The sequence below is a fragment of the Shewanella frigidimarina genome (genome assembly GCF_003797125.1).
GTDB lineage: Bacteria > Pseudomonadota > Gammaproteobacteria > Enterobacterales > Shewanellaceae > Shewanella > Shewanella frigidimarina.
Genome location: NZ_RKKE01000012.1, coordinates 17,485 through 30,897 on the forward strand (window position 1 = coordinate 17,485; position 13,413 = coordinate 30,897).

General features: G+C 41.3%; 11 protein-coding genes. 7 read left to right on the forward strand and 4 right to left on the reverse strand.

All coding sequences use genetic code 11. The annotated features are described in order from the left end of the window. Window positions 1–13: 13 nt before the first annotated feature. From cdd to EGC86_RS20140, 4 genes are all read left to right on the forward strand, one after another. Window positions 14–910 (forward strand): cytidine deaminase, encoded by an 897-nt coding sequence (gene cdd, locus EGC86_RS20125; RefSeq protein WP_123778831.1) that lies wholly within the window; start codon window positions 14–16, stop codon window positions 908–910. A 451-nt stretch (window positions 911–1,361) separates the two neighbouring features. Then, window positions 1,362–4,538 (forward strand): intermembrane phospholipid transport YdbH family protein, encoded by a 3,177-nt coding sequence (locus tag EGC86_RS20130; protein WP_123778832.1) that lies wholly within the window; start codon window positions 1,362–1,364, stop codon window positions 4,536–4,538. A gap of 63 nt (window positions 4,539–4,601) precedes the next feature. Further along, window positions 4,602–4,760: a YnbE family lipoprotein gene (locus tag EGC86_RS20135; protein WP_081430160.1), complete on the forward strand. Its 159-nt coding sequence runs from the start codon at window positions 4,602–4,604 to the stop codon at window positions 4,758–4,760. Between the two features lie 15 nt (window positions 4,761–4,775). After that, on the forward strand, window positions 4,776–5,108 hold the full coding sequence (locus EGC86_RS20140; protein ID WP_123778833.1) for a YdbL family probable chaperone protein: 333 nt from the start codon (window positions 4,776–4,778) through the stop codon (window positions 5,106–5,108). A 45-nt stretch (window positions 5,109–5,153) separates the two neighbouring features. On the opposite strand, the gene EGC86_RS20145 is transcribed toward EGC86_RS20140, so the two are convergent. The 4 genes from EGC86_RS20145 to EGC86_RS20160 form a co-directional block, all read right to left on the reverse strand. Continuing rightward, window positions 5,154–5,558, reverse strand: a complete 405-nt coding sequence (locus EGC86_RS20145; RefSeq protein ID WP_059745016.1) for a hypothetical protein — start codon at window positions 5,556–5,558, stop codon at window positions 5,154–5,156. Window positions 5,559–5,576: 18 nt separating this feature from the next. After that, window positions 5,577–6,167 carry a GNAT family N-acetyltransferase gene (locus EGC86_RS20150; protein WP_011637099.1) on the reverse strand — a complete coding sequence of 197 codons (591 nt, stop codon included), beginning with the start codon at window positions 6,165–6,167 and terminating at the stop codon, window positions 5,577–5,579. A 180-nt stretch (window positions 6,168–6,347) separates the two neighbouring features. After that, window positions 6,348–6,971: a 2OG-Fe(II) oxygenase gene (locus EGC86_RS20155; protein WP_123778834.1), complete on the reverse strand. Its 624-nt coding sequence runs from the start codon at window positions 6,969–6,971 to the stop codon at window positions 6,348–6,350. 228 nt (window positions 6,972–7,199) lie between these two features. Further along, complete coding sequence (locus EGC86_RS20160; protein ID WP_425376054.1) at window positions 7,200–9,002, reverse strand: SulP family inorganic anion transporter; 1,803 nt, start codon at window positions 9,000–9,002, stop codon at window positions 7,200–7,202. Window positions 9,003–9,423: 421 nt separating this feature from the next. Between EGC86_RS20160 and EGC86_RS20165 the strand changes: the two genes are divergently transcribed. The 3 genes from EGC86_RS20165 (at window position 9,424) to ilvN (ending at window position 13,193) form a co-directional block, all read left to right on the forward strand. After that, entirely contained in the window at window positions 9,424–10,584 is a 1,161-nt protein-coding gene (locus EGC86_RS20165; RefSeq protein ID WP_049763580.1) for a multidrug effflux MFS transporter, read from the forward strand. A gap of 396 nt (window positions 10,585–10,980) precedes the next feature. After that, on the forward strand, window positions 10,981–12,699 hold the full coding sequence (locus EGC86_RS20170; protein WP_011637095.1) for an acetolactate synthase 3 large subunit: 1,719 nt from the start codon (window positions 10,981–10,983) through the stop codon (window positions 12,697–12,699). Further along, window positions 12,699–13,193 (forward strand): acetolactate synthase small subunit, encoded by a 495-nt coding sequence (ilvN, locus tag EGC86_RS20175; RefSeq protein WP_011637094.1) that lies wholly within the window; start codon window positions 12,699–12,701, stop codon window positions 13,191–13,193. Before EGC86_RS20170 ends, ilvN begins: the two co-directional genes overlap by 1 nt. The last annotated feature ends 220 nt before the right edge of the window (window positions 13,194–13,413 follow it).

Below are 13,413 nucleotides of genomic sequence, written 5' to 3' on the forward strand. Positions count from 1 at the left end.
AAGGATTAAGGGAATGCAAAATCGTTTTTTAGAGAGCATTACTCAACTAGACAAGCCTTTGGCCAATGCGCTGGTACCATTATTACATGACCAATTTTGCGGTCATATTGATGCAAGTCAATTTGCAGGCCTAGTTAATGCAAGTGGTAAAACAGAGCAACAAGTGCTTATGGATTTATTACCTATTGCCGCAGCACTCGCTAACCCTCCAATAAGTGAGTTTTATGTCGGCGCTATTGCAAAAGGTAGCAGTGGCGACTTGTACATGGGCGCTAATTTAGAATTACCCGGTGAAGCGTTATTTCACAGTGTTCATGCAGAACAAAGTGCCATCAGCCATGCATGGTTGAGCGGTGAAACTGAAATTGTTGATATTATTGTAAATTTCAGCCCTTGTGGTCATTGTCGTCAATTTATGAACGAACTGGTCAATGGCAGTAAGATTAATATTCACCTGCCAAATCAAGAGACCCAAACATTAGCGCATTATTTACCTTATGGGTTTGGACCTTCAGACTTAGATGTGACAGTGCCATTGCTATGTAAGCGCGAGCAAGAATTTAATTGTGATTCAGATGACCCAATGATCATCGAAGCCATTGATCAAATGGGCCTCAGTTACGCACCCTACACTAATAATAATGCAGCTGTAGTATTAGAAACCAACGATGGCGCCACTTTCTGTGGTCGTTATGCTGAAAGTGCGGCATTCAATCCATCAATGCAACCGATGCAAATGGCTCTATCCAATTTAATCCGCAATAACCGTCACTACAGCGAAATAAAGCGCGCGGTATTAGTTGAATCATCAGTAGGTAAAATTACCTTGGTCGGCGCTGCTATGGATGCTCTGCATGCAATTGCACCGATTGAGCTTCAACATATGGTTGTAGAGCCATTGCTTGGATAAATAACAGTAACTTATTATCTTGAATGTTAAAATAAATGAAAGGCGCTAATGAGCGCCTTTTTTATTATGTTTTCTCTGCATAAAACCGAGATTAATAATGTATTATATTTTAACAATCTGCAGCTAATACCATGCTAAGCTAATTAACACTTTGATGTGCATAAGATTAAGTTTTCAATGTACATAAGATTAATCCTCTGTGTACACGATATTAAGCAAACAATTGTTTATTGGGCTATTTGATTATTTAACAGCCAAAAATTTCAATCTAAAATGATGGTTAATCAACAACCGCTGACACACATATTATCTCGGTTGAAGATCAGATAATGAATAAAGTTATGACCATGAGCGTGTTAATCAATCTTGTAGTCAAATTCAAATGAAAAAAGCGACATTATTAACGGGCACATCGTTATCCATGAACAAGCAAACATAAAGCGAGTCACTATTGCGCATATCGACCCTTAACAAGATTTTACTCTTTGTTCTGTTTTGTACGGTAGCGCTAGTGTGGGCCATTATCGAAAATGCCAAACCTCTTACGGTCAAAATACTCAACAACTTATTGGCCGACAACCACATAGAAGTGCTTAATTTTGATGCCGAATATGTCTCATTTAATCATATTCGGATCCCCAGATTAGTCTTAAAAATTGAAGACAGTCATATTGCCATCCAAGAGTTTAATCTTGAGCTACGCGACAGCCTGCAAATTCTTAAAAACCAACAAATCAACGCCGACGATATCGTTAGCATCAAAACCCAAAGTGTGTACGTTGATTTAGGTGACAGTTTTTTCATTCGTCAATCACAACAAACTGAAGAATCACCAGCGGCGATGCAACTCAACCTCGCAAAATTACCTACGATTGAGTTAGGTGAAATTAACATTAAGCTGCCAGTGCTGGATAAAGATCTCCCACAGCAACACACTTTAAAGATGGACAAGCTTACCTTGACCCAAAAAGGTCAACTAAATACCTTGTGGCGCTTTAATGATTTCCCGCTATTTAGCCTAGATGCCACCTTAGACAAGCGTGCCTGGCAATTTAACACCCTAGTTGATTTAGGGCTAAGCTATCAAGGACTTAATTCGTTAGAACAGTATTTAAACTTATTAAACAATAAGCAGCAATCACAACAAGTGCAAAGCAATAATATGCTTTATGGCTTGCATAAGCAGCTATTACAACTTCTACAACCTATTCGTCAACAACAAGTCACCATCGAAGGCCAATGGACGGCCAATAGTAAAATTAACTTAATCAGCGGCGAGATGAGCAGCCAGCAATCAATAGACGGTTTATCTTTACACTCACCACTGTGGTCCAGTGTTTATTTTTCGCCGCAACAACCTGTTAAAGCAATGCTGAATTTGGGCTATTACCCTATAACGGCTTCACTAGACAACAGCAAAACCACTGATGCCTTCGCAGTAAAACTAGATATTGCACCGCTAAATTATCAACTGTCGCCCTCACAAGACGACAGAAGTAAATTAATTGCATTATTAACTGGTGAGAACGCCAATCAAATAATTCATATCATTGACAAATTAACCCCTAAATCGACTTCTCAGCTAGCCAGCATCGATGTCGACATGGCTTATCCTATTGAAGTCGTTATCCCGCTGCAAAATGATGCTCTACCTCTGCAGGTGTCAATTCCTGATCTAAGCGTCAGCATTGAAGGGTTATTGCTCCAAAGCAAATTAAAGCTGGCGCACACCACATTCAATAGTCATCAACAATTTAGCAGCCACTTCGATTGGGGGATGGCATTGTCGACCCTGGAAGCAACAGTCAAGACAGAACAACAGCCAATCAACACACTCGCCGCTGACGATATAACCGTAACGGCCAGTAAGAATGTATCCGTACCAACACCAGTAACCGCAATGGCTCCAAGTCTTATCGATATTAAAGCCTTATTCCCTGAGATCCCGTTAGAGCTGTTGTCTTTGTCTGATGCTAAAGTGAGTCTAATCGGTCAAATATCGCAGTGGCAACAACATCAACTCGAATTATCATTACTGCCAAGCTCCAGCGTAGCTGTCAACAACACAAGTATATTGCGCAGTATTAACAGTGAGAATGAACAACATACCAAGCAGACCAAAAAAACTTCTGCACAATTGGGAGCATTCGGGCTTGTACTCAATGACACCTCGACCATGTCATTCAAACAAAATAATACTCAACTCAATCTATCTCCGTTTACGCTGCAAATTGGCCAATTGATTGTTCAACAAGCTACTCAAGTGGACAACAGTAAGCTATCGACTACACTGGCCTCGGTTAAAAAAGCCGATATTGCTATCAATCAAAGCATAACCTTAGCGTTACTTCAGGATGAGCCCATCGACAAGTCGCTAGAACGTTGGTTACAAAACCCTGCAACCAACGACATCGCTTGGCGTATCAATAAACTCGATATCACCAAGCAACTAGGAAAAAGTCGCCGCCAACCACTACTTGCACTGGATAAGATTACGGTTACTCAGCAACTCAATTTATCCAAAGGATTACTGGTCGGTAGTGAACAATGGCAACTCGACACCCTTAACTTAAGCAGTTATCACTTACTTAAATTTGCCGATAAAAAAAGCCCATTATCATTAGCTGGCCAATGGACTTTTGATACCGATATTGAAACAGCAATCAAGACATTACAAAAAGTTCAACCCCTGCCAGATAACTTTACAATTCAAGGCCACAGCAAACTAATCGCAGGTTTTGCGTTAAGCGAAATAGGCAACACCAGTCAGTTTGAAATGAAAATTCAACAACAGTTGTCATCTTTGTCAGGTCAATGGGAAGATAAAACCTTTAATGGTGGTGACGTGTTTGCCCAATGTCAATTTAACTGGCAGCAAACTCACGATGGCCCTAATACTCCAGCAGCAGAGAAACACTTTGCCCACAGTCAATTAGTCTGCCCACAAACCGCAATCAGTTTGCAGCAAGCTAAGCTTGGTTTATCGCTAACAAACTTGAATTTGAATGCCGATATCGAACTTAACAAAGACGGCAATAAAGCACCGGCCAATTGGTTACAGCAAGTTACAGGGTTAAGCGAGACCAACATCAACCTTACCGCCAGCGGCGACATGCTTGATGGACGCTTTTTATTACCTGAGTTTGTGTTAAAACTGCATGATAAATCTTATGGATACTTATTATTACAAGGGTTGAGTCTAGAAAAATTCTTAGAAGAGCAACCGCAAGTGGGTGTTAAAGCCAATGGCTTATTTGATGGCGTATTACCCGCGGTACTGGTTGATGGCAAAGTGACTGTTACTGGTGGCAAACTGGCTGCGCGAGCACCTGGAGGATTAATTGAAGTTGCCGGAAATCCTGCAATGGATCAGCTAGAATTATCTCAGCCTTATCTTGGATTAGTCTTTACCGCACTTGAGCATCTTAACTATACTGAATTGTCGAGCTCCTTTGACATGATACCCAACGGCGATGCACAGATTAATATTGCAGTAAAAGGTAACAGCCGTGACATTGAGCGCCCTGTTCACCTTAATTACTCTCACCAAGAAAACTTAATTCAGTTATACAAAAGTACTCAGATCGGTAATCAGCTACAAAGCAAAATTGAAGCAAAAGTCCAATAGCAGCATAAAAGGATCGTCCACGTGAAATATTCATCGACATATTTAGTCAGTATCAGCACCATAATGGCATCGTTATGGTTATCAGCTTGTACGCCTACCGTAAAGATAGAGCCACCTGACAAGCCAATTGTCATTAACTTAAATGTTAAAATTGAGCATGAAATTAGAATTAAAGTGGAAAAAGAACTCAATAATTTACTTGAGAATGACGAGTTATTTTAAGCAGAGGTTATCAAGATGAAATCTAGATTCGCTTTAGCCACTGCCGTATGCTTAACCAGTTTATTATGGTGTGCCACTGCTTGGGCAATGACATTGCAAGAAGCCAAAACAGCCAGACTAGTAGGTGAGCAAACAAACGGTTATTTAGGTGTTGTTATTCCATCACCTGAATCACAACAACTAGTACTGACGGTTAATGCCAAACGCAAACACTATTATCAAATCATCGCTGAGAGAAATAAAATTAGCCTTGATAAAATTGCCACTCTTGCGGCTCAAAAAGCGATTGAAGCAGCGGAACCTGGGCATATGATCCAAACACCACAAGGGAAATGGCTAAAAAAATAACCACGAGAGGCACCTCTACGTGGTTATTTCACATCTAACAAACCATTACATGGTCGCCATAATCCAATAATCTAAGCGCTTCTGTGGGTCTGTTACAATCGATTTGCAAGAGTCTTTGTATTTTGACATCAATGCGCCTAAGTTATTCGATCCAGCTAATTTATCAATTTGCTTTTGTTTAGCTGCAACAACATCTTTTTCAACTTGCTCAGGAGCACGGTACTTACCCGCTATAGCCACGGCATCAATTGCGGAGGTTTTTAAACGATCGCCCACCGCTTTCATTTGTGGGGCATTCATCGCAGCAATCGCTTCCGAGCTAATTTGATAATACGCTGCACATTCAAGTAGTTCATCAGTGAATGCTTTTTCTGCAGCATCTTCTGCATGTGCAGTTACACTCATGCATATAGCCGACACAGTAAAAACCCACATAGCAGATTTGTTCATGGTAATTTTCCTTCGTTTTTAGAAATTTGGAGATAAAGTTAACGATTGATAATGCGCTAAACGAGAAGTTAAATACTGCTCAACTTGAGGCCATTCGGTTTCAATAATCGAAAACACTACAGTGTCACGAATAGTCCCGTCAGCTTGAATTTTATGATTACGTAATATGCCATCTTGCTTGGCACCCAATCGTGCAATCGCATTACGTGAGGCATGATTATGCCAATGTGTCCTGAATTCGACCGCGATCGCATCCAAAGTATTAAATGCATAGCGGAGTAATAATAACTTGGACTCGGTATTAATAGCACTGCGTTGATAAGATTTAGCGTACCAAGTGTAGCCAATTTCGAGTCTACGATTAGGTTGGTCCCAGTGGCAAATTCGAGTACAACCAATGATATTGCCAGAGACTTTATCACGCACTGCAAATGCGACCGCTTCACCTTGGTTTTCACAAGCTAAAGCGTACTCAACATATGCTTTCATGCCATCGGCATCAGGGATTTGCGTAAACCACAATTTCCACAACTCGCCATCACTGGCAGCCAGAGTTAACCCAGGAACGTGATCTAAAGACAGTGGTTCTAAGATAACATGTTCGCCCATTAAGCAATCTTGTCTATTAATCCAGCTCAAGTTAACGCTCCTTTTATTAAAAGGTTACATTACCTTAACTGCATATAGATTTACAGCCAGCAACTACAATGTTTTTATCCATAGCGTAAAAACATTGTTTTGTGGTTACAACATAGCTTGCTAAAGACTAAGTCATTCTCTACTTTATAATTAAAAACCGTGATTAGCACTGCTCACCCTAAACCAGCCGGCAATACTATTACGGGTTTTTGTGGTCGGCCTGACTTCATGCGGAAAGCGTTCACTTAAAAACAGTACCAAGGTACCAATTTTAGGATTAACGACTTCTAAAGGTAAATCAAACTCATCATAAATGATCAATTCGCCGCCATCGCTGTCTTGCCAATCTGGATTCAAGAAAAATACGGTCGATAAAATACGATTTTGGCTGCCATGCAGCGCATCAACATGTTTTTTATAAAAAGCACCAGGCTCATAAACAGCATAGTGACTTTCAAAGTCAAACAGTCCCATAAACAAACGACGATTTAGCCCATCTTTCAATTGGCTCATAATCGATAAATATTCACGGTCGGTATGATCTTGATTGTCTAACCAGCTAATTTTATCCGAGCGAATTTCAGTATTGATTTGTTGTTCAATACCTCGACCAATGGCTGCTTTTTTAAAATCAATATCTTGCTGAGCTTGCATTTTTTCAAGCAAGGCTAAACTTACATAATCAGGAATGATATCAGATAAAAGGATATACCCTTTATCGACTAACGCATCTGCGATCACATCCAGCATTGCTTCACTTACTTGCGAAACCATATATGCCACATCCAACAGAAAGACTACGCTTTTTACTTTACTCAAGGGCACAGAAAGGAAATTAAGGGCCTGATTTTCGAGGGGGCGTCATTACAAAGTATGATTGCCATACCTTGGTTATTTTCGGCGATTTTATAGAATAAAATCGCCATGAACAACATTTATTAAAATCATTAAAATTCATAAGCTTAAACTAAGCTAACACACAGTACCAGGTAAACCTAATGGTTAAATTTGACTATGTGTTAATACGGTCTCGGTTGAATCATCGCTATGACTATCATCAAGCTGTTGTGCTTCACAGGCAGCAACATGACTTTGTTGCATCTTTAATGCGAGATATAAATCTGAGCGAATAGTAATACCTTCTTCGCCCGACACCATATCTGTTTGTTCAAACCAGCTAATTAACTGCCGCTTACGCCCTGCCAACACTAAACTGACACCACGCTTTCTTAATAACACATCGATGTCGGTCAGCATTGCCATTACGCTTAGATCTAAATGAGTAAAGCAAGGTACCGCATCTATAATCACACATTCGACCGTTTCAAGTTGGTTCTGCCGAGCAAAGCGTTCAAGTAGACGGCGCTTAAAATAGGTAGCATTAAAATAGGTCAGCGGAGAGTTGAACCGATAAATAAACACACCAGGTACCGATGAGGCTTTGTCGCTGCTATCTAAGCTGCGAATAATGCCTTTTGCATCCAGCCCCAACACTTGATCCGTCGGTCGCATAACCGTACGAAGAAACTGAAACAATCCTAATAACACTGCAAGGGTGATCCCAGGGATCACGCCAATAAAAAGTACTGCGAGGAAAGTGGTTAAAGCTAAATAAAATGCTTGGCGATCACGTAAACGTAAGCCCCAAATCGCTTTTAAGTCGATAAGGTGCACAGATGCTATCACTAATACTACCCCGAGCGCTGCGCTGGGAATAAATTCTAACGGCGCGGTTAAAAACACCGCCACTACGGCGATTAACACGGCAGCAATTACCGACACTAATTGAGTTTTGCCGCCGTTAGCATCGTTCACCGCAGTACGAGAATCTGCACCACTCACGGCAAAACCTTGCGATAAAGCGGATGCAATATTGGCTAAGCCCAAGGCTTTAAACTCTTTGTCGGCATCAATGTCGTAACCATTTTTAGCGGCAAAACTGCGCGCGGTCAGCATCATACTCACAAAACTAACCATGGCTAAGTTAAGTGCCGGCATCACTAATTCACGCGCAATACCAATGTTAAACACAGGAGCTTGAAATGATGGCAAGCCACCTGCCACGCTACCAATAACCGCCACATTATAATCGGTTAAATGAAAAGCCCACACCAATGCACCACCTACTGCAATTGCAAACATTGATGCTGGCCATGTCGGTTTTAACCGCTTCATCACAAAATAAACAACCACCGTCAGAATGGCCATCAACAATGTCGGTATGTGAGTTTGTGATAAGTAACTTGGCGCACCACCTAGGCGTTCAAGTAAGTATTTTTCATCAAAGGTAAAACCAAATATTTTCGAGAATTGACCAACAATAATGGTAATGGCAACACCGTTGAGTAGCCCCATCAGAATAGGTTTGGATAAGAAGTCGGCTAACACGCCTAATTTAAATCGACTCGCAATCAAGCACCAAAACCCTGTCATCACGGTCATGGTCATCACTAATTGCCAATGTTTTAGACTGTCGCCAGCGGCTAGTGGCGTCACAACAGCGGCAATTACCGCACACGTTGCAGCGTCAGGGCCAACGATAAGTTGTCTTGAGGTGCCAAATAAGGCGTAAATAAGCATCGGTAACACGCATGAATACAAACCTACTGCTGCATTGACGCCCGTTAACTGTGCGTACGCTATTGCAACAGGTAAAGCGACGGCGGCAACAGATAAACCTGCACGAACGTCATCTTTAAGCCAGCTTCTCTCGTAACGAGAAAAGGTTTCTAAACCAGGCATAAATCCATATAACCGACTCAGCAACACAACAACCTCAATAATAATAAAGTAGGTTGTTATCATAGTTTTATTTCAAATTAATTACGACATATTCACTAACGATAAATAAAATTTCATCCTCAACAAAACGCCAAGCTTAACTCGCTTGGCGTTTTCGTCACTCATTTATGGCTAAACAAGATGGTTAAACAAGAATAAGTAAATCATGCACAACAACCAATATCGTTACTGCAAGCGTAATTGATATGTCTCTAAAACGCCTCAATAAAATGATTCTGTCAACATAAGGGTAAACGTAAAGATAAACACAAACGGCGCACATTATTCATTACAAAAATCAGCCGCAGTAAATGCTCCGTAACGTGGTAAACTAGCGTCGATTAAATTAGCATCTTCTGCAACACCTAAAGCACACGAGGTTCACGTGGTATCGCCATCAAAATCCGACTCATCTCCAGTCTCTGCGGGTATTCCCCACTTAGCTATGCTAATCCCTATGCTGGCCGCTATTGTTGCCATCACGCCTTTAGCTATCGATATGTACCTACCGGCAATGTCCATCTTGGCATTAGGTTTTGATACCGACATCACCACAGTGCAACAGTCACTCAGTATTTATCTTGCCGGTTATGCGTTAGGTATGCTGATTTTTGGCCCCCTTGCCGACAAAATTGGTCGTCGACCCCTAGTTATCTTTGGGTTGTTAGGTTTCACCATTATCAGCTTGTTAATTGCACTTAGTACCAGTATTGAACAGTTTTTGATATTGCGTTTTGCACAAGCTCTCATTGGTGCCGCTGCCACCGTTGTAGTACCAGGTTACATTAAAGAGATCTATGGCGACAATACAGCTAAAGGTATGTCTTATGTCAGCCTTATTATGATGTTAGCGCCATTACTTGCCCCAACGATGGGCAGTTTAATTATGGAGCTCGGCGATTGGCACCTTATCTTTTTAAGCCAAAGTTGTTATGCCATCACATTATTGGCATTAGTATTATTTAAGCTAAAAATGCCCAGCGATAAAGACCTAGGCGGTCGTAGCCAAAAGACATTTTTAGGCGGTTACTACACAGTATTTGCTCGCAATGGTGTAAAACTGAATTTATCCAGCGGAGTATTAACGTCGTTTGCTTTCTTTTGTTACTTAACCGCTTCGCCATTTATTTACATGGAAGTGTTTAATTTAGATAAATCGCTGTTTGCGATTTTATTTAGCACTAATGTGGGAGCCTTGATGCTCGCCAACATTGTTAACTCTAGAGTGGTTACCCGGTTCGGATCTAAACGGATGTTGCATGTGTCAACATTCTTCGGGATTATTGCCGCAACGGGCTTGCTCGCGGTTAATTTACTTGATTTAAGCTATCACTTTACCGTATTAATGCTTATCCCTTTAATGGGTTCGCTCGGGGTAATGTCGGTCAATGCCGACGCCATTGTATTAATGAAGTTCAAACAAGAAACCGGCACCGCAACGGCCGTTATCGGCACGTTAAGATTTGGTTTTGGCGCCGTCGCGGGGCCATTGTTGGCGTATTTTTATGATGGTAGCGCCGTGCCCTTTTCTGCACTGATGCTTGGTTCAATATTGCTAGTCGGTGTATGTCAGTTTTTTCAAAGCACTTTAACTAGAACTGAATAACACCACATATTCCCGTCAGAACATTATGTAAAGGCCACTATTTTAGTGGTCTTTTTATTGCCTATTTGTTGGCTTTGAACATTATAAATAGCTTTCCTAAACGCCTATAGCCCTACGTAAACATCAAACTCGCCACAACAATTAAAAGCAGCCCATAAACATGAAATGATTTCAACCTTGATAAATAATTAACTAAAGGGGTTGCAGTAAAAATAAATTTACATAAGATGGAGGCTAGTTACTGATTCAGTAGCAATGAAACCAGCCATTGAATATTGCGATAGCAATTTCAATTTTCGAGTTTGAATTACCCTTCAAACTTATTGATTAAAACGATTACCGTCGTTGTATACAAGATACTGTTTACCATACGGTAACTTAACAAGGATTCATTTCATGGAAAAGCTTTCTGGCGCGAGTATGATCGTGCGCTCACTAATAGATGAAGGTGTCAGCCATATCTTCGGTTATCCCGGCGGTTCGGTGTTAGACATCTATGATTCTCTGCATAAAATATCTGGTATTGAACACATCCTAGTTCGTCATGAACAAGCAGCTGTGCACATGGCTGATGGTTATGCCCGTGCAACTGGCAAAGTTGGTGTCGTGTTAGTCACTTCAGGCCCTGGGGCTACCAATGCTATTACCGGTATTGCCACCGCTTACATGGATTCAATCCCACTGGTTGTGTTGTCTGGTCAAGTGCCGAGTAATCTGATTGGTAATGATGCCTTCCAAGAATGCGACATGATTGGTATTTCTCGCCCAATCGTTAAGCACAGTTTTTTAATAACAGACGCTAAAGACATACCAGAAACAGTTAAAAAAGCCTTTTTTATTGCCGCTACCGGTCGCCCTGGCCCTGTGGTCATTGATTTACCTAAAGACTGTTTAAGCCCAGATATACTGCATGATTATGTTTATCCGGACAGCGTTAAAATGCGTTCGTACAACCCCACCACATCGGGTCATAAAGGCCAAATTCGTCGTGGTTTACAAGCCCTGTTAGCGGCTAAAAAACCAGTATTATACGTCGGTGGTGGCGCGGTTATTTCGGGTTGTGATGCACAAATACTTGCCCTTGCCGAACGTTTAAACATCCCTGTCGTGAGTACCTTGATGGGCTTAGGCGCGTTTCCTGGCACCCATAAGCAGAGTTTAGGCATGCTAGGAATGCATGGTTTATACGAAGCGAATATGGCAATGCACAACACCGATTTAATCTTTGGTATTGGGGTCCGTTTTGACGACCGCACCACCAACAATGTTGAAAAGTATTGTCCTAATGCAACCATTTTACACATCGATATTGATCCATCTTCTATCTCTAAAACGGTTCGGGTCGATATTCCAATTGTTGGCTCTGCCGATAATATTTTAGACGGCATGTTAGATCTACTTGATGAATCAAAAGACACTAATGATGCTACCGCGATGGCTGCATGGTGGAGCGACATTGAAATTTGGCGTTCACGTAAGAGCTTAGAGTTCGATCGCACTACCGATAGAATCAAACCACAACAAGTTATTGAAACATTGTACAAACTCACCAATGGTGACGCTTATGTGGCGTCGGATGTCGGCCAGCATCAAATGTTTGCCGCGTTATATTACCCGTTCGATAAACCACGCCGTTGGATTAACTCAGGTGGATTAGGCACCATGGGCTTTGGTTTGCCTGCGGCAATGGGCGTTAAAATGGCGTTCCCTGAAGCTACCGTGGTGTGCGTTACGGGCGATGGTTCTATCCAAATGAATATTCAGGAGCTTTCAACGGCACTGCAATATGATACTCCGGTTAAAATTATCAACCTAAACAACCGTTTCCTTGGCATGGTAAAACAGTGGCAAGACATGATTTATTCAGGTCGTCATTCCCATTCTTATATGGATTCTGTGCCTAATTTTGCCAAAATTGCTGAAGCCTATGGTCATGTTGGTATGAACATTAGTCACCCAGATGAACTTGAATCTAAGCTCGCTGAAGCGTTGGCGATGAAAGACAAGTTAGTGTTTGTTGATATCAGCGTAGATGAAACGGAACACGTTTACCCAATGCTCATTCGCGGCGGCGCGATGAACGAAATGTGGCTAAGCAAAACGGAGAAAAGCTAATGCGTCGTATAATTTCTGTATTACTTGAAAACCAACCAGGCGCATTGTCACGAGTAGTGGGATTATTTTCTCAACGTGGCTACAACATCGAAAGCTTAACCGTTGCGCCGACTGAAGATGTGACCTTGTCACGCTTAAATATTACCGTGATTGCCAATGAAAATATTCTTGAGCAAATTGAAAAGCAATTGCACAAGCTTATCGATATTTTGAAAGTGGCTAACATCACAGAATCGGCCTACATTGAACGTGAAATTGCGTTGGTGAAAGTAAAAGCCCAAGGCGAACAACGCGAAGAGGTGAAGCGAACAGCTGATATTTTCCGCGGTCAAATCGTTGATGTTACGGCCAATCTATATACCATTCAAATGGTTGGCACCAGTGATAAAATTGATGCGTTTATCCATGCTATTAGTGACACAACTAAGGTGATTGAAATATCACGTTCAGGCGTGGTCGGTTTAGCTAGAGGTGAAAAGTCAATGAGAGCCTAATGGCTTATTGATACAAAAAAGCAGAGCCCTATTGGACTCTGCTTTTTTATTGGCTATTTAGTTCTGAATGGCGTGATAACACATACACTGAATCATTAATTGAAATGGTTCTTTAATAATAAAACGTTCAGCTCTCATGACGTTCAAATAACATAACCTTTATATCTGATGGCATTCAAACCTCAAAAAGTCCTGACGATTTCAAACTTATCAGCCAACC